Origin of the sequence: Citrobacter sp. Ce129 (assembly GCF_030334545.1) — a bacterium.
Classification (GTDB): domain Bacteria; phylum Pseudomonadota; class Gammaproteobacteria; order Enterobacterales; family Enterobacteriaceae; genus Citrobacter; species Citrobacter europaeus.
On sequence record NZ_JAOWDS010000060.1, the window covers coordinates 142,946 to 163,778 of the forward strand.

Below are 20,833 nucleotides of genomic sequence, written 5' to 3' on the forward strand. Positions count from 1 at the left end.
TTAACCTCCCCAGTGCCCACGTGCGCTGGACGAACGTCCGTAGCCGCCGCGTGAAACCGTCGAGACTTTCTTCGTCGTATAGCTATGGCTGGTTGCGGTATCATTTTTTCCACTACCGGAACGCCAGCTGTAATCCCCGGAAGTCGTACGCCAGACCGGGCGCGAAACATAGGAAGAACCACCGCTGCTGTAAACATACTGTTCGTCGCGATCTTTACGAATGACGCGGCTGAGTAAAAAACCGGTGAATACCGGCACCCAGCTTTGATCGGTGCTATCGAGATAGCAGTCGCCAAACTGCGTCTGACAGCTCTGCTTGTTCATTTGCTTTGGCAGGCTGGAGTAGAACTCTGTTTTCGCATTGTTCCAGCCATCGGCACAAACGGTGGCGCTATTGCCATCGTCAATGCATTCACTCACCGCCGAGTAAAAAGTACCGTCACCATCGTTATCGGTATTGCCGTCATCAGCACATCCTTTGAGGACAAAAAATGCCGCTCCGCCCATAATGGCCAGCGTCAGGTATTTTCCGCTGTATCGGCTGCGTTTTTTTGCAAAGGGGTTCGCCGGGCGTCCAATTCGCGTGATGGCAGAATGCCCTGGCACCCTGTTTTTGTTTCCAGATTTACGTTTTCTTGCCATGATCGTCCATTACCATGTCATGCAGGCGGCGTTAAAAATGCCCCCCGCCAGGGCAGCAGTCCCCATAAATAATCCCGCTGCAGTATTATGATTAATAATTTTTTCACTCAGTGCCGGCATGTATAAACGCACACCGCCGTAAATGACGAGTTGTATCACCAGCGCGATGCCGCCCCAGGCGAAATAATCCGGGATGCTGACGGCGTTAATTGCCGCGCTGGATAATGGAATAACGTAGCCCAGCAACGTGCCGCTAAAGGCCAGTGACGCTGCCGTATTATTATTTTTAATCAGTTGCCATTCGTTGTGCGGGGTGATTTTTGAGTAGATAAACAGAAAAACGATCACCATGGCCGCGCCAATAAAAAAATAGGCACAAAAAGCCAGTAATGAATCCAGTATGTGCATTGTGTAACCTTCCCTGAAATTAACCAATTACATTAAGTGATGTTAATGGAATATCTACACCCAGCGCCCGTGAGAATACCCACTCTGGCTCTCCCTGCTCATTAAACGACTCTTCGCCGTTCAACAGCAGGTATTCCCATGTATCCTCTGTAACCTGTCGCTGAAAGCCCATGGTAAAATTATGTACATCCCATGTGGCATGCTGATGATTTTCTACTTTTTCCAGCATATAAACCGGCTCAATGTTCCCGGGTTCTTCCTCGTTAAAAAAGCGCTGCCAACGCTCTTCCTGCCAGCTCAGCGCCGGGGTCCCTATTGCAGAAGGGCTAATGGCAGACTGCCAGTGTTTTTTCTGCGAAATCCCGTAACTTTCCGCATAAACAAAGAATTTGATATCATCGATATCATCAATGTCTGAGCCGCCCGTGGTATTGATTTGCAGAAACTCTTCTCCGGACGTGTAGTAGCGAAAAATCTGGCCTCCGCCGCCTAAATCAATGTGGCTGGCGGCTGCAACGGTGTACTCCTCACCGGGTAATTCGATTAATAGAGACTCTTCAAGCAGACGAAATGCCAGCGTGTTAAGCGTAAATCCGGCATTCAGATGTAACCCCAACGGCCCGCGAGCCGGCGCAACAGCAGCGGCTTTACCAAATAAACGCTGGAAAAAACTCATCATCATTTTCCCTTTATGACCAGCCAACCTTCTTTCGAGGCTGACGCATTTTGCCGACGTTTACTCGCCTTGTTGACGCTGCAGTCGTGCCAGAACATCCTGAGCCGAACTTTTATTGCTCGCCCCAATGCCGGCTTCAGCCAGCTTCTCATCCAGGTCACGCCCATCCGCAACCTTTTCCAGCTGTGCAGCAGCATCCAGACGGGCCTGACGCTCTGCCTGTCGCGTTTGCAAACGCTTGAGCGACTCTGCGGCTGTAGACACGCTGGAAGACGCGCCGACGGTCGAGGTGGTCACTGCCTGCTGGGCGCGCTGCATCGCTTCCGTCGCCTTTACCACCTCAAGCTGCTGTTCAAACTGTGCAATCCGTTGTGCGGTTGCACTCACCGCTTTTTCAACGCCATCCCGCGACACTTCAAGGTTAGCGAGTACTTGCTCTTCTGCAGCAATGACATTCTCCAGGCGGGCAATTTCCTCTGCAACTTCGTTGATCAGTGACGGGTTAGCGTTTTTACTCAGCGCTTCCAGCACTCGTGTTTCCAGACTGGATTTACGCTCGCGCAGATCGCTCAACTTGTCATGGCTCAGCTTCACGCGCGCCAGCAGGTCTACTCGTGATTTTCCAGCTTTATCCAGCTCACCTTTCGCATCACGGATATGCTGTTCCAGCATGCGGACCCCCTGCGCTTCTTCAATTGACTCTTCCGCCTGAGAAAGTACGGACTTGCCGAGGGTAAACAGGCTTTTTAAAATTCCCATAAATAGCGTTCCTTGTTATTCGTGAGTGTATTCTTCTGTGATTTCAGCCAGATCCAACGCGTTATCCGCAAGCGTCGTCATCTCGAGCAGCACATCATTCAACGATGAATTAAGCGAAAGAGCCCCAAATGCGACGTAATATTCATCCTGCTGAACGCGGGAAATCCCTACGGAAGAGAGTGGAAGGAGTTTCTGATTACGTAATAAGAAAATATTAAATTCATCCTGCTGATGAATACTACTAACAGGACAAATAACTGTTTCAATAATAATCTGGCGAGAAGTAAACACAATATTGAGCGGTAAATCGCCATAATCATTCATTTTAACGATTAATGATTGCTCATCATATTCAATATCTATATTTAATTCAGGGCGAGTTTGTAGTGCTTCAGCAAGTAACTGCGGTGTCCATGCCATATATTATCCATATATAATTTAATTAGTAATAAATAAAATGAATATCATTTTCTAGCCTTTATCATACTCGTTTAAAATAAAAAAAAGCCACCCGAATCCGAGTGGCTTTGTCTGAAAAGTAAGTTTAGCCGCGCTGGCGGACTGCTTCAAACAGGCAGATGCCCGTTGCAACCGAAACGTTCAGCGACGAAACGCTACCTGCCATCGGGATGCTGATCAGTTCGTCACAGTGTTCACGGGTCAGACGGCGCATACCTTCACCCTCCGCGCCCATCACCAGCGCCAGACGCCCGGTCATTTTGCTCTGGTAGAGAGTATGGTCGGCTTCACCTGCGGTTCCGACGATCCAAATATTCTCTTCCTGCAGCATACGCATAGTGCGCGCCAGGTTGGTCACACGGATCAGCGGTACGCTTTCTGCCGCGCCGCAGGCCACTTTTTTCGCCGTCGCATTCAACTGTGCAGAACGATCCTTCGGTACGATAACAGCATGTACGCCGGCAGCATCTGCGCTACGCAGGCACGCCCCCAGGTTATGTGGATCGGTGACGCCATCAAGGATCAAAAAGAAGGGTTGATCGAGCGTAGCAATCAGATCCGGCAGATCGTTTTCCTGATACTGACGACCCGGCTTCACGCGAGCAATAATTCCCTGATGTACCGCACCCTCGCTTTTCTCATCCAGGAACTGGCGATTAGCCAACTGAATGACAACACCCTGTGCTTCCAGTGCGTGGATCAGCGGCAGCAGGCGTTTATCTTCACGACCTTTGAGAATAAAGACGTCCTGGAAGCGCTCAGGCGCACGTTCCAGCAGAGCCTGCACCGCATGGATGCCGTAAATCATTTCACTCATGAATGTACTCGTTAATAGTTTATGCGTAACGCGGGCAACGCGAAGTTGCCCGGTTTACTGTTTATGGCTGTTACTGTGCGATTTTCTTTTTCGCCGCACGTTTAGCTTTGGTGGCGGCAGCGATTTTAAGCGTTTTAGCCGATGGCTTTTTCGCTTTTTTGTCGCCTTTCTTCTCAGTCGCATTCTTCTCCGACTGAGGTTTGGCTCTGCCTTTCTTCTCGCCGCGGAAAGCGCTGTCCGGCTCGAAATTCACCTTTTTGCCCATCTGACGACGTTTACCGGTATTTTTACCTGCATCGCCTTTTTTCGCTTTTTCGCGCGCGGTTTTACCTTCATTGCGCGGCGCACGTTCGCTGGAGATCAAACTGAAGTCGATTTTACGCTCGTCCATGTTAACCGCTTCCACGCGAACTTCCACGCGATCGCCCAGGCGATACATTTGACCGCTGGATTCCCCCGTCAGTCGCTGCCCAACCTGGTCAAAACGATAGTAGTCGTTATCCAGCGAGGAGACATGCACCAGACCGTCGATAAACAGCTCATCAAGACGGACAAAGAAGCCAAACCCGGTCACGCTGGCGATCACGCCTTTGAAGACATTCCCTACCTGATCCAGCATGAAGTCGCACTTCAGCCAATCAGAAACGTCGCGCGTCGCTTCGTCCGCACGGCGCTCGGCCATCGAACAGTGCTGACCCAGTTGCAGCATCTCTTCCATCGAATAATGGTAGCCACCGGTTTCCGTGGTGTTACCTTTATGGCCCTGCTCCTGCGCCAGCAGATACTTAATCGCCCGGTGCAAGGAGAGGTCCGGATAACGACGGATTGGTGAGGTAAAGTGCGCATAAGATTGCAGCGCCAGACCAAAGTGCCCGCGGTTTTCCGGATCGTAAATAGCCTGCTTCATCGAACGCAGCAGCATAGTCTGCAGCATTTCAGCGTCAGGGCGGTCAGCAATCGACTCAAGCAGTTCAGCATAATCACGCGGTTCAGGTTTATTGCCGCCAGGCAGCTCCAGTCCCAGTTCCGCCAGCACCGAACGGAACGAGTTAATCGCTTCGGTCGTCGGCTTATCATGAATACGGAACAGCGCCGGCTCCTTGGCTTTCTCAACGAATCGCGCCGCGGAGATGTTCGCCATGATCATGCACTCTTCAATCAGCTTGTGCGCGTCGTTACGCTGCGTCTGCTCGATACGCTCAATACGGCGTTCAGCATTGAAGATAAACTTCGCTTCCTCACTCTCAAACGAGATACCGCCGCGCTCTTCACGGGCTTTATCCAGTACTTTGTAGAGGTTATGCAGCTCTTCAATGTGTTTAACCAACGGCGCGTACTGTTCACGCAGCTCCTGATCGCCTTGCAGCATATGCCAGACTTTGGTGTAAGTCAGACGCGCATGGGAGCTCATTACCGCTTCGTAGAATTTAAAGCCGGTTAAGCGGCCTTTCGACGAAATGGTCATTTCACAGACCATACACAACCTGTCCACCTGCGGGTTGAGCGAACACAATCCGTTAGACAGCACTTCCGGCAGCATTGGAACAACCTGCGACGGGAAATAAACAGATGTGCCACGGCTACGCGCTTCCTGATCCAGCGGAGTCGGCGGACGAACGTAATAGCTTACGTCAGCAATCGCTACCCATAAACGCCAGCCGCCGCCGCGTTTCTTCTCGCAGTAGACCGCATCGTCAAAGTCACGCGCATCTTCGCCATCGATAGTAACCAGCGGCAGGGAGCGCAGATCGACACGCCCGACTTTCGCCTCTTCCGGCACTTCTTCTTTCAGCCCGGCGACCTGCTTTTCAACCGCCTGAGGCCAGATATACGGGATTTCATGGGTACGCAGTGCCATATCCACGGCCATGCTGGTTCCCATGTTGTCGCCCAGCACTTCAACAATTTTACCCACCGCTTTGGTGCGACGAGTCGGACGCTGGGTCAGCTCAACCACGACCACAAAGCCCATGCGAGCGCCCATCACTTCTTCAGGTGGGATCAGGATATCGAAACTCAGGCGGCTGTCGTCAGGAACGACAAACCCGACGCCAGCGTCGGTGAAGTAGCGACCCACAATCTGGCTGGTTTTCGGCACCAGTACGCGCACAATACGCGCTTCGCGACGACCTTTACGGTCCGCGCCCAACGGCTGCGCCAGCACCTGATCGCCATGTATGCAGGTTTTCATCTGCTCACTGGACAGGTACAGGTCATCTTTGCGCCCTTCAACGCGCAGAAAGCCGTAGCCATCACGGTGGCCAATAACGGTACCTTTCAGCAGGTCGAGACGTTCCGGCAGCGCGTAGCACTGACGACGGGTGAAGACCAGTTGTCCGTCACGCTCCATCGCGCGCAGACGGCGACGCAGCGCTTCTTGCTGTTCTTCACCTTCAATGTTGAGTTCAGCGGCCAGCTCATCGCGGTTGGCCGGTTTTTCACGTTTAGTTAAATGTTCGAGGATAAATTCCCGGCTCGGGATAGGGTTCGCGTATTTTTCAGCTTCGCGTTCCTGGAAAGGATCTTGTGACATCGAGGTTCCTCCATTGTCATCTCTGATGGAATTCCTTCGTCTTTCACGACGCCTCTTTGTTGGCTGCCTTTGCTCCCCTCAGTCACTTACTTTTGTAAGCTCCTGGGGTCGCTCAGTTGCCGCCGCGATGCGACGCGAAATACTTTGGACTTCATTACTCCACCAGCAATAATTTATAAAGCGGTTGATTCTCTTCAACCAAATCAGCAAGTGTGTAGTTGTCCAGTTCCGTGAGAAAACTTTGCACTGCTTTAGAAAGCGCCTGTTTGAGTCGACAGGCCGGGGTAATGTGGCAAAACTCGCTGCTACAGTTGACCAACGATAAGGGTTCCAGCTCGCGAACCACATCACCAATACCAATATCCTTAGCGGGTTTACCCAGGCGGATACCGCCATTTTTTCCTCGAATAGCAGTAACAAAGCCCGCCCGGCTAAGTTGATTGATTATTTTGACCATATGATTACGGGACACGCCGTAGACTTCTGTCACCTCAGAAATACTGGTCATACGTCCTTCGGGAAGTGACGCCATGTAGATTAGCGCACGTAATCCGTAATCGGTGAAACTTGTTAACTGCACATCAACCTCAGGAAAAGGGATAAAACGGATAAACCTGGTGGTATTAATTACATTGATGATAAACCAGCCACCAGCCAGGTCGCTAATTTATTTCAGTTCGGGAAGGAAAAAAGCGAGGAACTTACGTGATTTTAAGCCGGATTCTGATGCAAAACGCCTCATCCGGCCTAAATTAGTGCAAGCGCAGCGCCGTTTGACGCTACGCTATAACCAGAATTATGCGTCGAACGGGTCGCGCAGGATCATGGTTTCAGTACGGTCTGGGCCAGTTGAGATAATATCAATCGGCACACCGGTCAGTTCTTCAATACGCTTGATGTAGTTCAGTGCTGCCTGCGGCAGACCGCTACGCTCCTTCACGCCGAAGGTAGATTCAGACCAGCCCGGCATGGTTTCGTAAATCGGCTCGATACCTTTCCAGTCGTCAGCTGCCAGCGGAGTAGTCGTTACTTCACGGCCATCCGGCATACGGTAAGCGACACAGATTTTCACCTCTTTCAAACCGTCCAGTACGTCCAGTTTGGTCAGGCAGAAGCCAGACAGGGAGTTAATCTGTACTGCACGGCGTACGGCCACGGAGTCCAGCCAACCGGTACGACGACGACGACCGGTGGTCGCGCCATACTCGTTACCTTGTTTGCACAGGAACTCGCCAACGTCATCAAACAGCTCAGTCGGGAATGGACCCGCACCGACACGAGTAGAGTAAGCTTTGATGATACCCAGAACGTAGTCCACATAACGCGGGCCCAGGCCGGAGCCGGTCGCCACGCCACCCGCGGTGGTGTTGGAAGACGTTACGTACGGATAGGTACCATGGTCGATATCCAGCAGGGTACCCTGCGCGCCTTCGAACATGACGAAATCGCCACGCTTACGCGCCTGGTCCAGCAGATCGGAAACATCAACAACCATAGCGGTCAGGATGTCGGCAATCGCCATTACATCATCCAGCACTTTCTGGTAGTCAACTGCTTCAACTTTATAGAAATTCACCAGCTGGAAGTTGTGATATTCCATCACTTCTTTCAGTTTTTCAGCGAAGGTTGCTTTATCAAACAGATCGCCAACGCGCAGACCGCGACGAGCTACTTTGTCTTCATAAGCCGGACCGATACCACGACCGGTAGTACCGATCGCTTTCTCGCCACGCGCTTTCTCACGAGCGTTATCTAACGCAACGTGATAATCAAGGATCAGCGGACAAGCTTCAGACAACAGCAGGCGCTCGCGAACCGGGATACCACGATCTTCCAGTCCTTTCATTTCTTTCATCAGCGCGGACGGAGACAGTACAACACCGTTACCGATGATGCTGATGACATTCTCGCGAAGAATACCTGATGGAATAAGATGGAGGACGGTTTTTTCACCGTTGATTACGAGAGTATGGCCTGCGTTGTGTCCACCCTGGTAGCGCACAACATATTTAGCCCGTTCAGTCAGAAGATCAACAATCTTCCCTTTACCTTCGTCACCCCATTGGGTGCCCAGTACGACGACGTTGTTACCCATTTTTCAAAATCACCGTTTGCTTAAAAATGGATTCTACCACCGCTTTTTCAGATATACAGCACTTTTTGCATGCGAAAATCCGCAAAATAGGCTACTTATTGATCAGCCAATCGTTTTCCTCAACATGTAGTAGACCACAACGCCCGCAACCACAAGACCTCCACCAAAACGACGCAAAGTATTTTCTGGAAGCTGGGCCATCGCGGAGATCATTTTCTTCCACGCATTGGGATAAAGCATCGGCCCCAGGCCTTCAAGGACCAAAACCAGCGCAAGCGCCAGCAAAATTGTTGAATTCATCCATCGCCCTTAAATAAAAAGAAAACCACCGCATCCCTGGAGATGCCGGTGGTTTTGCTGCTTTAAAACCGCTGGACTGCTCTTAGCGTGTTGCGGTATTCGGTGTCTTCATGTAGCGGAAGAAATCGCTGTCCGGGCTCATGACCATCACGTCCTGGTTGCCTTCGAAGCTCTTCTCGTAAGCACGCAGGCTACGGATGAAGGCGTAGAAGTCAGGATCCTGACTGAACGCATCGGCAAACAGTTTAGCCGCTTCCGCATCGCCTTCACCGCGCATGATGCGGCCTTGACGCTCAGATTCTGCCAGCGTTTTAGTCACTTCATAGTCCGCCGTTGCACGCAGTTTTTCCGCTTCTTCCTGACCTTGTGAACGATGGCGACGCGCTACCGCTTCACGCTCAGCGCGCATACGGTTGTAGATAGCCTCAGATACTTCAGCAGGCAGGTTGATTTGCTTAATACGCACGTCAACCACTTCGATGCCCAATGCCGCCATACTGTTCGGGTTGATGACCGGTACTTTACCGTTCGTTTCAGCCTGAACACGCTCAGCCGCTTCGGCAATCGCGCTATCTGCCGCCGGCGTCGCGACTTCATCTTCCGTGCCAGCAGAACCGGAGTTCAGCGCGTCACGCACTTCCAGGGTCAGACGACCGCGGGAGTCGGTAACGATGTCTTTGACGTCCAAACGACCAATTTCAGAACGCAGACGGTCAGAGAACTTACGTTTCAGCAGGACTTCAGCCTGAGAAACATCGCCACCGCCCGTTGCCAGGTAGTAACGGCTAAAGTCACTGATGCGCCACTTAATGTAGGAGTCAACGATCAGGTCTTTCTTCTCTTTGGTAACAAAGCGATCGGCCTGGTTGTCCATGGTCTGAATACGCGCATCCAGCATCTTCACAGATTCAATAAACGGAATCTTGAAGTGCAGGCCTGGTGCAACGACCAGCGGCTTGTTTTCATCGTCACGCAGAACTTTACCAAAGCGCAGAGTAATCCCGCGCTCGCCTTCTTTGACCACAAAGACGGACATGAACAGAACTACCAGAACGATGATGATAATCGCAATAACTGACTTACGCATCGTTATTCCCCCTGACGCTGGTAGTCGTTACGCTGCGCGTTCGCGCGGCGTTGGTCCATAATATCGCCCTGACTGGTGGACGAAGTGTTGCTTGCTCCAGAGCCGGAAGTCGTTGCTGGCGGCAGACGCAGCAGGTTTGAACTGCTGTCGCTCTTGGCTGCTGGCGCACTACCGCCTTTCAGCATTTGATCCAGCGGCAGAACCATCAGATTGCTACCCTTATCGTTAACCAGGACTTTGCGGGTATTGCTCAGCACTTTTTCCATGGTTTCGATATACAGACGCTCGCGAGTAATTTGCGGTGCGGCTTTATATTCCGGCAGAATTTTTGCGAAGCGAGCCACTTCACCCTGAGCTTCCAGGATGGTTTGCGTTTTGTAAGCGCGCGCTTCTTCCAGAATACGCTGCGCCTGACCGTTAGCACGCGGCTGAACTTCGTTGGTGTACGCTTCTGCTTCACGGATGTACTGCTGCTCGTTTTCACGTGCGGCAATGGCATCGTCAAACGCGGCTTTTACTTCTTCCGGCGGACGTGCTGCCTGGAAGTTGACGTCCAGCAGAGTGATCCCCATGTTGTACGGGCGGATCGTTTCTTCCAGTTCACGCTGGGTATCGCTACGAATAACGGTACGCCCTTCGGTCAGGATACGGTCCATGGTGTATTTACCGATAACCCCGCGCAGGGCGCTGTCGGTAGCCTGACGCAGACTGTCATCCGCGCTGGTTACGCTAAACAGGTAACGCTGCGGATCGGTCACGCGGTACTGCACGTTCATTTCAACGCGCACGACGTTTTCGTCAGAGGTCAGCATGACGCCGGATGCGGCAAGTTCACGCACGGCTTCCACGTTGACCGGAGTCACTTCGTCGATAAAGGTCGGTTTCCAGTTCAGACCCGGTTCAACCAAATGGCTGAATTTACCGAAGCGTGTCACCACGCCGCGTTCCGCTTCTTTAATGGTGTAGAAACCGCTGGCCGCCCAGATAATGACAATAGCTGCCGCTGCGATAGTAAAGACTCGACCACCCAGTTGCGGACGCGGACCTTGCGATGAACTACCGCCGCCGGAACCCGTACCTTTACCGCCACCCAGACCACCGAGTTTTTTACTCAGTTTACGGAAAATATCATCCAGATCGGGAGGTCCCTGATCGCGACCGCCTTTGTTTCCATTTCCCTCAGGGTTGCCGCCAGGTTTGCTGCTTCCCCACGGGTCGCGGTCTTGTCCGTTATTACCGGGCTGATTCCACGCCATGTTTGTGCTCCATATTTGTTATGCGATGCTATACCTGCGTCTTTTGCGCTGCAGATGCGTTGGCTACGTTCCTCACCCCCGTCACATAGTTGACTATGCTTCGGGATATTTCAGAACTTGCCGCCTTCCTGCCGCACAAAACCACAAGGAATAGAGGCGAAAAAATCTTCAGGCCATATCCGTCAGGTCAGACAACATAGTCTTCCAGTGCCGGTTCTTGTTTACAGAGGCGACGCCAGTCTACGATCGGCATACGTACTTGCAGACCTACGCTACCGTCTTCCTCCATCCACTCTTTTTCTATTGCCTGAAGTTGGTAAAACCGGCTTCTCAGACGCCCTTCCTGCGGCGGCAAACGCAACGTATGCTGCGCAACCTCACCGGAAAGACGCTCTGTCAAAGCCTGAAAAAGCTGTGGTATGCCAATACCCGTTTGCGCTGAAACCCAAACGCGAATGGGTTTATTCTCTTCATCTCTGTCAATACGCGGTTCAAAATCATCCAGCATATCGATTTTATTCATCACCAGCAGGGTCGGGATCTCGTGTGCATCGATCTCTTCGAGCACCGTGTCGACGGCCTCGATGTTTTCCTGCACACGAAAATCTGCAGCATCAATAACGTGCAGCAGCAATGTCGCCTGACGTGTTTCCTGCAGGGTGGCTTTAAATGCCGCCACCAGGTCGTGCGGCAAATGGCGGATAAACCCTACGGTATCCGCCAGCACGGTTTCACCAACGTCCGCTACGTCTATGCGGCGCAGCGTTGGATCCAGGGTCGCAAACAGCTGGTCCGCTGCGTAAACCCGGGCTTCGGTGATCTGGTTGAACAGGGTGGATTTTCCGGCGTTGGTATATCCCACCAGTGATACGGTTGGGACATCCGCTTTCTTGCGCGACTGCCGCCCCTGCTCACGTTGCTTTTCAACTTTTTCCAGGCGCGACTGTATTTGCAAAATGCGATTACGCAGCAAACGACGGTCGGTTTCGAGCTGGGTTTCACCCGGACCGCGCAAACCAATCCCGCCCTTTTGCCTTTCAAGGTGGGTCCAGCCACGGACCAGACGCGTAGCCATATGGCGCAACTGCGCCAGCTCAACCTGCAATTTACCCTCATGGGTGCGCGCACGCTGGGCAAAAATATCTAAAATAAGACCGGTCCTGTCGATAACAAGACACTGGCATAATTGTTCCAGGTTACGTTCCTGGGCGGGGCTTAGAGCATGATCAAAAATCACCACCGCAGCGCCAGTCGCTTTTACGGCTTCGGCAATTTCGATTGCCTTACCTTCACCAACAAAATACTTCGGGTGCGGTGCTTTACGGCTCCCGGTAATCACCTGCATTGCTTCGACACCGGCGGAAGAAACCAGAGATTCAAACTCCTGGAGGTCTTCCATATCTTTGTCTTGCGAAAAATAGATGTGTACCAGTACCGCCTGCTCACCGGCATCATAACGGTCAAACAAGCGTCAACCCCTTAATATATATCAACGGGGAACGCAGGATCGCTGGCTCCCCGTGGGTAAAACAGCTAACAACCTTATTCGGTTTCTTCGCTGTCCTGTTGCGCAGATGAACCTTGCGCGTTGCTACCGTGATGGTAGTTGCTGCCAGTGCCGCCGGTGGCATTATTGCTGTGATGAGAAACCGGGCGAGACGGGACAACAGTAGAAATCGCGTGCTTATAAACCATCTGGCTGACCGTGTTTTTCAACAGGATCACGAACTGATCAAAAGACTCGATTTGACCTTGCAGCTTAATACCATTCACCAAATAAATAGAAACTGGAACACGTTCCCGACGCAGTGCGTTCAGGAACGGATCTTGTAAAGATTGCCCCTTAGCCATTCTCTCTTTTCCTTATATGCTTATTTGTACTTTGAACCTTTCGATTCTGAAAAATTGCGCACGATACGTTTCAATTGTACACATTCAGTTCGCGATAGCACCAACAACCTGTAATACTTCGTTTCGCGCCTGGTCAGGCTTTTCACTGTCAAGCCAGTGCACCCCTTCCCAACCACGCAACCAGGTTACCTGTCGCTTCGCCAACTGCCTCGTGGCGCAAACACCTCTATAAACCATTTCATCGTATGAAATTTCGCCTTCAATGTATGACCACATCTGGCGATACCCTACACAACGAATGGAAGGCAAATCCGTATGCAAATCTCCACGGGCAAAAAGCGCCCGGACTTCTGCTTCAAAACCTGAAGCCAACATCTGATGAAAACGCTGCTCAATTCGCTGATGGAGCAGTTCACGGCTCGCCGGGGCGATTGCAAACTGATGCACCTGATACGGCAAAGCATCTCCTGACGTTTGCGTCAGCTCCGTTAAAGTTTTACCCGAAATGAAAAAAACTTCCAGTGCCCGGGAAAGTCTTTGCGGATCATTTGGATGAATACGCGCCGCAGCCACCGGATCGATTTCCTGAAGCTGTCGGTGTAACGCGTCCCACCCGAGCTCTGCCGCCTGCTGCTCAATTCTGGCCCTGACTTGCGGGTCCGCCGACGGTAACGGCGACAGCCCTTCAAGCAAGGCTTTGAAATATAACATTGTGCCGCCCACCAGCAGCGGGATACGCCCCGCAGCGGTGATATCGGCCATCTCGGCTAACGCATCGCGGCGAAAATCAGCGGCGGAGTACGCTTGCGACGGATCGCGGATATCCAGCAATCGGTGCGGCGCGGCCTGTAATTCATCTGCATCAGGCTTGGCAGTACCGATATCCATCCCCTTGTAAATAAGGGCGGAATCAACGCTTATCAACTCTATGGGCAAAACTTTACGCAATTCAATTGCGAGAGCCGTTTTACCGGAGGCCGTTGGCCCCATCAAAAAAATCGCCTTTGGCAGGCTCGCCTTACGGGTATCACTCATGTTTCAGGGCATTCATTACCGAATGTAAATCAACAGATTGTAACAGACCACCCGGCGGTGCCTTCACGAGTTGTGGGCAGAGCCGCTCAACATCCGCTAACAGCGTAATCGCCTGAGCCATGCTCCACTGCGGATGCTCGCTAATCAGGTTACGTGCAATCCACTGTGCAATATTGCCCGGTTCGAATACGGACTGCTGCGCCAGGTAGCCTATCAGTTCAGGAATCAAGATTTGTAAATTTTGTTGGCGTAAGGGTAAAGGCACCGCCCGGATGGTCACATGCTGCGCATCCAGTTGAAATTCAATGCCCAATTCAGCCAGTTGGCTCTGCCCTTTTTGCAGGGCCGCTTTTTCATCAGCGGTCACTTTTAGACGTAAAGGAATCAGCAACGGCTGGGCGCAAACGCCTCCCTCGCCCGGCGTTAACTGCGCCTGACGTAGCCAACGTTCCGCCACTGGTAATGCCAGCAACCGAATCTGGCCATCGCACTCAAGCAACGCGCAGTCCGTACCGACAATCGTTAACACTCGCCCAAAGCCCTGGCCGTTGCCACTCAGAGGTGCCGATGGCGTTTCAGTGGCCGGCGTTTTACGCGGCGGAACCGGCGTCTGCAGCAGTTGCTGATAAATCTCACCCTGCTGCTTTTGATATCCAGGTTGGGCATGAGGCCAACCGGCCCCCGCCTGACGCCCACCACTGCTGCCGCTTCCAGCGCCAGCGGATGCTGAGTACCGCGGTGTCGCAGGTTCACGCGCGGGAGCCGGATCGGCAAAATGGTTACGTCCGGCAGCAACGCGGTTTTCCGGGATGTGCCTTGGGGCGGGCTCGTCGTCGTCAGCCAACGACAGCGGCGTTTCAAGCTGCTGCTGTAGGACGCTCAACACGCCCTGGTAAATAAAATCGTGCACCAGGCGAGATTGATGAAAACGGACCTCATGTTTGGCGGGATGTACGTTAACATCCACCTGATGTGGGTCGATTTCCAGATACAGCACAAAAGCGGGCTGCTGATCGGCCCCCAGCTTATCTTCACAGGCCTGACGGATAGCATGGTTGATCAGGCGGTCGCGCATCATTCGACCATTCACATAGCAATACTGGATTTCCGCCAGCGCCGCCGTCGTATGATTAGGATCGGCCACCCAGCCGCGCAGCGTTAAATCGCCATGCTGCCATTCAATCGCCAGCGCATGTTCCAGAAACGGCGTACCGCAAATCGCGCCCAGTCGGCGCTCTTTCTGCCCATCCGCAGCCACTGCGCGATACTGGCGCACCGCTTTGCCGTTGTGGGACAAATTAATCGTCACATCAAAACGCGCCAGCGCGATGCGGCGGATAATCTCATCGATATGATTAAATTCGGTTTTCTCGGTGCGCATAAACTTGCGCCGTGCCGGGGTGTTGTAGAACAGATCTAACACCTCCAGCGTGGTTCCCACCGGATGCGCGGCAGGTTTGACCGTCACATCCATGTCGCGCCCTTCGGCATAGGCTTGCCAGGCTTCGGGTTGTTCTTGCGTCCGTGACGTCAGGGTTAAACGAGAAACGGAGCTGATACTGGCCAGCGCTTCGCCGCGAAACCCGAGGCTTACGATAGCCTCAAGATCGTCAAGCGAAGAAATTTTACTGGTGGCATGACGCGCCAGAGCCAGCGCCAGCTCGTCTTTTTTAATCCCGCAACCGTTGTCACGAATACGGATAAGCTTCGCGCCGCCGCGCTCAATATCAATATCAATGCGCGTCGCACCGGCATCGATACTGTTTTCCACCAGCTCTTTCACCACTGACGCAGGCCGTTCTACCACCTCGCCTGCGGCAATCTGGTTCGCCAACTGTGGCGGTAGAACCTGAATCGGCATGGCTAATCCTTAATTTGTTAACGTGTTTCCAGGTGATACCGCACTGGCGGTTTGCGCCGGTGCGCCCTGCGGCCCGCTTTGCATCGGGTGCGCCTGGAAATAGTTACGCAATCCTTTGTAAATTGCCTCGGCCAGTTGCTGCTGGTAGTCATCACTCGCCAACAGACGCTCTTCGCTGTTGTTACTGATAAAACCGGTTTCGACCAGTACTGACGGAATATCAGGCGAACGTAATACCCCAAGGCTGGCGTGTTCGGGGCGACGCTTATGCATCGAGCCAATACGTTCTAACTGGCCGATCATGCTGGTCGCCACATCATACCCGACGCGTTGCGAATGACCGAACTGCAGATCCAGCACAGCCTGGCTGAGATAAGGATCGGACTGACTGTTTGCCAGCACATCGCCCGCCCCGCCCAACAGCTCCGATTGCTTCTCGTGCTGTTCCAGCCAGCCGGCCATCTCACTGTTTGCCCGACGGTTTGACAATACCCAGACGGAAGCGCCTGTGGCATCCCGGTTTGGCGCGGCATCCGCATGAATAGAGACCAGGAAATTAGCGTTTTGTTTACGCGCGACGTCTGAACGCCCCATCACCGAGATAAAGTAATCACCATCACGGGTGAGTACGCCTTTAAACATCGGATCATCATTGAGCAAACTGCGCAGTTTGCGCGCCACGGCAATCGTGACGTTTTTCTCACGCGTGCCGCCAGGACCAATAGCGCCAGGATCCTGTCCACCGTGACCGGCATCAATAGCGATTACCACTTTTTCGCCGCTACCTGTGCTGGCGCGCGCCGCAGGTCGTGTGGAGGTATTACTGTTGGTCACCACGGTAGTGCGATCGTTTTCCGCTTTAAACGGGTTACGCGCAGGCTCGGCAGGACGCGTGGCGATAACCGGCGCCTCAACACGTTTCGCAACCACTGGCGGTGGAGGCGGCGGCGGTGGCGCATCGGCCTTGATGGTAAACACGACGGTATAATTGCCGCCGTTCTGGCGTTTTACGGCATCGGCTTTGCCATTCTCGGTTAAATCCACCACCAGGCGCAGAGACTGCGCATCCTTTGGCGTGCCGGAACGGATAGATTTCACCAGATTATTGCCGCTAAACAGCAGCGGTAATCCCTGAATCACACCGGTTTGTTTAATATCCAGCGCGACGGTTCGTTTCCCGTCCTGCGAAACGGCGTATTCAGGATCGCCAATAAAGCTCAGCGTAATCCGCGCCTGTTGATCGCCATTAGATACCTGAAGATCGGAGAGGCTGGCAGCCCCTGCCTGCGCGCACAGCAGGACCAGGGTTGCCATCAGCCAGTTTCTGATGCGATAAATCATCCCGCCACCCTTAAGGTTAATCGGCTAAACGCGCCAGCAATAAATCACCCGATGAGGAGACTGCGCTTACGCGCGCCTCTCGACCTTGCGCCTGGTATTCAATGTGTATTTCGACGTCCGGGTCTGGCAGTACACCTTTACCTTGTTGCGGCCATTCCACCAGGCAGATGGCATCATTGGCAAAATAATCGCGGATCCCCATAAACTCCAGCTCCTCCGGGTCCGCAAGTCGGTACAGATCGAAGTGATATACCATCAAGTTATCGAGCGAATAGGGTTCAACCAGCGTGTAGGTGGGGCTTTTTACATTACCTTTATGACCTAACGCTTGCAGGAATCCCCGGCTGAAAGTGGTTTTACCCGCCCCCAGGTCGCCGTACAAATAAATTACCGTCGCGCCATCACAGGCTTTGGCTACCCGCAGTCCCAGGTCTAAAGTCGCCTGCTCATCAGGTAGTGGAATTACTCGATTCATCATGATAAACGTCAATCACATCAGGGTTAACAATACGCTGTAGCGTGGTAAAGAGATCTGTCGCCAGCATGCCGCGCGTACCAAAACGCGCCGCCAGTACATCCGCCGCCGCACCGTGCGCAACACATCCCGCACATGCTGCATCATACGGGGTAAGCTTCTGTCCGAGCAATGCGCCAATAATACCGGAAAGCACATCACCCATTCCGCCGCTGGCCATTCCTGCATTGCCGGTATCAATAATACCCAACTCAGCCTGTTCAGCGGCAACAACCGTACCCGCGCCTTTCAGCACTACGACGCCTCCGTACCGTTTTACCAGACGTTGTGCACAAAGTAAGCGATCGTCTTCAATTTCTGCAATGGAACAGCCCAGCAGTCGCGCGGCTTCACCCGGATGCGGCGTGATCACGCGATTGTGACGTTTATCGGGATTGATTGCCAGCAGGTTCAACGCATCCGCATCCCAGAGCATCGGTTTGCGAAAATTCTCGACCTTTTGCAGCGCTTTTTTACCCCACTCCTGCTGACCAAGCCCAGGCCCTATCACCACAACATCCGCCCATGCCAGGCTCTCTTCCAGCGTCTGCGGCGTCAGCGCATCAACCATCAGTTCCGGCCTGGCAGTCAGAATAGGCGCAATGTTTTCACTGCGGGTCAGCACTTTGACCAGCCCGGCTCCTGCACGCAGCGCCGCTTCACCGGCCATGCGTATTGCGCCTGCCGTACCGTGGTCACCGCCGATAATCACCAGCCGACCGTGGGAGCCTTTGTGCGAGGTGGGTCGACGCGGCGTTAGCCAGTGCGCAAGCTGTTGAGCATCAAAACGCTGCAGCGGCGCGTTCTGCCCCGCCAGCCAGTCATCCAGCCCGAGTGCGTTAACATGCAGGCATCCGGTGACATCGCGCGCTTTACCCGTTAGCAGACCTGGCTTGAGCGCAATAAAGGTGACGGTGTGCGCAGCGTTGATGACCGCTCCCAGCGTCGCCCCTGTTTGCGCCAGCAGACCGGATGGAATGTCTATCGCCACAACAGGAGCAGGATGGCTGTTGGCACGCTCGATCACTGCCGAAAGGGACTCTCGCGGCGCATGTTTTAAGCCAGTGCCTGACAGCGCATCAATAATGACGTCCACGCTATCTGGCCAGTTGATATCTACAGCATGAATGACACCACCGGCGTTAAGCCAGGCGTCGTGGGCCTGCTGCGCTTCCCCGGGGAGCGGTTTATCGCTCTCCTGCGCCAGCAACGTAACATCAAGACCCTGCGCTTTGGCAAGCCTTGCCACTACGTATCCATCTCCGCCGTTGTTGCCATGACCACACAACACCAGCCAGTGTCGGGCGTTCGGATATGCCTCGCGGGTGACCTGAAACGCCGCCTCTCCCGCCCGTTGCATCAGTTCGTACAACGTCAGCCCTAAACTGTCTGCCGCCTCTCGCTCCATCCGCCTGATGTCATCGGCGTGCCAGATGGAGTGTGGTATACTTGCGGGGTTTTTCTTCATTGTATGGTCCGTCATGTCAGAGCCCCTCGATCTCAATCAGTTAGCGCAAAATATTAAGCAGTGGGGGCTGGAGCTTGGCTTTCAGCAGGTCGGTATTGCCGATACCGACCTCAGCGAAGCGGAACCCAAACTGCAGGCCTGGCTGGATAAACACTATCACGGCGAGATGGACTGGATGGCCCGTCACGGCATGATGCGCGCCCGACCTCACGAATTATTGCCTGGTACGCTACGAGTCATCAGCGTACGTATGAACTATCTTCCTGCCAAAGCGGCCTTTGCCAGCACATTGAAAAACCCTTCGCTGGGTTACGTCAGCCGTTATGCGCTTGGCCGCGACTATCACAAGCTGCTGCGTAACCGCTTAAAAAAGCTGGGGGAGATGATTCAACAGCACTGCGTTTCGCTGAATTTTAGACCTTTTGTCGATTCTGCGCCCATTCTTGAGCGCCCGTTAGCGGAAAAAGCCGGGCTTGGCTGGACAGGTAAGCACTCACTTATCCTCAATCGTGAAGCCGGATCATTTTTCTTCCTCGGGGAATTACTGATCGATTTACCCTTGCCGGTCGACCAATCAGTAGAAGAAGGATGCGGGAAATGCGTCGCCTGCATGACCATCTGTCCCACCGGGGCCATCGTTGAACCCTACACGGTGGATGCGCGCCGCTGTATCTCTTATCTCACGATCGAACTGGAAGGCGCGATCCCGGAAGAATTTCGTCCCTTGATGGGGAATCGAATTTACGGCTGCGATGATTGCCAGCTTATTTGCCCGTGGAATCGCTATTCGCAGTTGACGGCAGAGGATGACTTCAGCCCGCGCAAGCAGCTTCATGCTCCAGAGTTAATAGAGCTGTTTAGCTGGAGCGAAGCGTGGTTTTTAAAAGTCACAGAGGGGTCTGCCATTCGTCGTATTGGCCACCTGCGTTGGCTGCGAAATATCGCCGTTGCGTTGGGTAATGCCCCCTGGGATGACGCTGTTATTCACGCGCTGGAAAGTCGCAGAGGTGAGTACACACTTCTCGACGAACACATAGACTGGGCGGTTGCTCAGCAAATCGAGAAGCGAAATGCCTGCGTAGTTGAGGTGCAGTTACCGAAGAAACAACGTTTGGTCAGGGTCATTGAAAAGGGTCTGCCGCGCGACGCTTAAGTCATCCACAGCTTGTGTATAAAAATAAAAACACATTGATATTCAAGAGGGAAAAAATCGTCAAGTGATCGCATTAACAATTTGAAATGATAATTAAACCAATAATTTCAAGCAGTTAAAATGATACTATTCACCCATCGAAGTTTTTTGCATTCCAGGAATAATACCCGAACCTGTGGATAAGTCTGTTTACAAGAGTATGTCAATGACAAAACAAAACGTCCCCAACGCGATTATTCGTTGTGGATATTTTTTATCGAGGTAAGAATTTGGAGCGGGAAACGAGACTCGAACTCGCGACCCCGACCTTGGCAAGGTCGTGCTCTACCAACTGAGCTATTCCCGCATAATCTTCGTCTTTCGAACCGCTACTGCGTTGGCTGCCTTCATTCGCCTGAGTCACTTACTTCAGTAAGCTCCTGAGTCTCATTCAGTTGCCGCCTTGTCGCAATTCGAAATCCTGCGATTGGTGGTCTGTGCTTAACAAGCACTTTCAAATTTTGGAGCGGGAAACGAGACTCGAACTCGCGACCCCGACCTTGGCAAGGTCGTGCTCTACCAACTGAGCTATTCCCGCA

The 20,833-nt window shown here is 53.0% G+C and carries 20 protein-coding genes and 2 tRNA genes; 1 reads left to right on the plus strand and 21 read right to left on the minus strand.

Going from position 1 to position 20,833, the window contains the following annotated elements; all coding sequences use genetic code 11:
* From OGV77_RS11830 to nnr, 19 genes are all read right to left on the minus strand, one after another.
* Positions 1–642 (minus strand): DUF1190 domain-containing protein, encoded by a 642-nt coding sequence (locus OGV77_RS11830; RefSeq protein ID WP_043018179.1) that lies wholly within the window; start codon positions 640–642, stop codon positions 1–3.
* A 9-nt stretch (positions 643–651) separates the two neighbouring features.
* Positions 652–1,050, minus strand: a complete 399-nt coding sequence (locus tag OGV77_RS11835; protein WP_003830474.1) for a DUF350 domain-containing protein — start codon at positions 1,048–1,050, stop codon at positions 652–654.
* A 19-nt stretch (positions 1,051–1,069) separates the two neighbouring features.
* Positions 1,070–1,729, minus strand: a complete 660-nt coding sequence (locus tag OGV77_RS11840) for a YjfK family protein (RefSeq protein ID WP_407183046.1) — start codon at positions 1,727–1,729, stop codon at positions 1,070–1,072.
* A 57-nt stretch (positions 1,730–1,786) separates the two neighbouring features.
* Positions 1,787–2,485: a PspA/IM30 family protein gene (locus OGV77_RS11845; RefSeq protein ID WP_043018177.1), complete on the minus strand. Its 699-nt coding sequence runs from the start codon at positions 2,483–2,485 to the stop codon at positions 1,787–1,789.
* 15 nt (positions 2,486–2,500) lie between these two features.
* Positions 2,501–2,905: a YjfI family protein gene (locus OGV77_RS11850; protein ID WP_043018176.1), complete on the minus strand. Its 405-nt coding sequence runs from the start codon at positions 2,903–2,905 to the stop codon at positions 2,501–2,503.
* 124 nt (positions 2,906–3,029) lie between these two features.
* Entirely contained in the window at positions 3,030–3,761 is a 732-nt protein-coding gene (gene rlmB / locus OGV77_RS11855; protein WP_003830482.1) for a 23S rRNA (guanosine(2251)-2'-O)-methyltransferase RlmB, read from the minus strand.
* A gap of 70 nt (positions 3,762–3,831) precedes the next feature.
* Positions 3,832–6,294, minus strand: coding sequence for a ribonuclease R (gene rnr / locus OGV77_RS11860; RefSeq protein WP_047406723.1), 2,463 nt, complete (start codon positions 6,292–6,294; stop codon positions 3,832–3,834).
* Between the two features lie 154 nt (positions 6,295–6,448).
* Positions 6,449–6,874: a nitric oxide-sensing transcriptional repressor NsrR gene (nsrR, locus tag OGV77_RS11865; RefSeq protein ID WP_003025609.1), complete on the minus strand. Its 426-nt coding sequence runs from the start codon at positions 6,872–6,874 to the stop codon at positions 6,449–6,451.
* Between the two features lie 216 nt (positions 6,875–7,090).
* Positions 7,091–8,389 (minus strand): adenylosuccinate synthase, encoded by a 1,299-nt coding sequence (gene purA, locus OGV77_RS11870; protein ID WP_043018174.1) that lies wholly within the window; start codon positions 8,387–8,389, stop codon positions 7,091–7,093.
* A gap of 102 nt (positions 8,390–8,491) precedes the next feature.
* Positions 8,492–8,689 carry a DUF2065 domain-containing protein gene (locus OGV77_RS11875; RefSeq protein WP_043018173.1) on the minus strand — a complete coding sequence of 66 codons (198 nt, stop codon included), beginning with the start codon at positions 8,687–8,689 and terminating at the stop codon, positions 8,492–8,494.
* 82 nt (positions 8,690–8,771) lie between these two features.
* Entirely contained in the window at positions 8,772–9,776 is a 1,005-nt protein-coding gene (hflC, locus tag OGV77_RS11880) for a protease modulator HflC (RefSeq protein ID WP_003830491.1), read from the minus strand.
* A gap of 2 nt (positions 9,777–9,778) precedes the next feature.
* Positions 9,779–11,032, minus strand: a complete 1,254-nt coding sequence (gene hflK / locus OGV77_RS11885; protein ID WP_043018172.1) for an FtsH protease activity modulator HflK — start codon at positions 11,030–11,032, stop codon at positions 9,779–9,781.
* 187 nt (positions 11,033–11,219) lie between these two features.
* Complete coding sequence (gene hflX, locus OGV77_RS11890) at positions 11,220–12,500, minus strand: ribosome rescue GTPase HflX (protein ID WP_003025589.1); 1,281 nt, start codon at positions 12,498–12,500, stop codon at positions 11,220–11,222.
* Positions 12,501–12,574: 74 nt separating this feature from the next.
* The gene (hfq, locus tag OGV77_RS11895) at positions 12,575–12,883 is read right to left on the minus strand and encodes an RNA chaperone Hfq (RefSeq protein ID WP_003025584.1); all 309 of its coding nucleotides are present in this window, start codon (positions 12,881–12,883) and stop codon (positions 12,575–12,577) included.
* A gap of 84 nt (positions 12,884–12,967) precedes the next feature.
* The gene (gene miaA / locus OGV77_RS11900; RefSeq protein WP_043018171.1) at positions 12,968–13,918 is read right to left on the minus strand and encodes a tRNA (adenosine(37)-N6)-dimethylallyltransferase MiaA; all 951 of its coding nucleotides are present in this window, start codon (positions 13,916–13,918) and stop codon (positions 12,968–12,970) included.
* Entirely contained in the window at positions 13,911–15,779 is a 1,869-nt protein-coding gene (gene mutL, locus OGV77_RS11905) for a DNA mismatch repair endonuclease MutL (protein WP_043018170.1), read from the minus strand. Before mutL ends, miaA begins: the two co-directional genes overlap by 8 nt.
* Positions 15,780–15,788: 9 nt before the next feature.
* Positions 15,789–17,120, minus strand: coding sequence for an N-acetylmuramoyl-L-alanine amidase AmiB (gene amiB, locus OGV77_RS11910; protein ID WP_047406733.1), 1,332 nt, complete (start codon positions 17,118–17,120; stop codon positions 15,789–15,791).
* A 16-nt stretch (positions 17,121–17,136) separates the two neighbouring features.
* A complete protein-coding gene (gene tsaE / locus OGV77_RS11915; RefSeq protein WP_008786002.1) occupies positions 17,137–17,598 on the minus strand; it encodes a tRNA (adenosine(37)-N6)-threonylcarbamoyltransferase complex ATPase subunit type 1 TsaE in 462 nt (153 codons plus the stop codon).
* Complete coding sequence (gene nnr, locus OGV77_RS11920) at positions 17,570–19,117, minus strand: bifunctional ADP-dependent NAD(P)H-hydrate dehydratase/NAD(P)H-hydrate epimerase (protein WP_087051741.1); 1,548 nt, start codon at positions 19,115–19,117, stop codon at positions 17,570–17,572. Before nnr ends, tsaE begins: the two co-directional genes overlap by 29 nt.
* Between nnr and queG the strand changes: the two genes are divergently transcribed.
* Complete coding sequence (queG, locus tag OGV77_RS11925) at positions 19,116–20,255, plus strand: tRNA epoxyqueuosine(34) reductase QueG (RefSeq protein WP_087051740.1); 1,140 nt, start codon at positions 19,116–19,118, stop codon at positions 20,253–20,255. The two genes, nnr and queG, sit on opposite strands and share 2 nt — an antisense overlap.
* Before the next feature lie 270 nt (positions 20,256–20,525).
* Here the strand turns inward: queG and OGV77_RS11930 are convergent.
* Positions 20,526–20,601 (minus strand) — tRNA-Gly (locus OGV77_RS11930).
* A 155-nt stretch (positions 20,602–20,756) separates the two neighbouring features.
* A tRNA-Gly gene (locus tag OGV77_RS11935) sits at positions 20,757–20,832 on the minus strand.
* Position 20,833 lies beyond the last annotated feature (1 nt).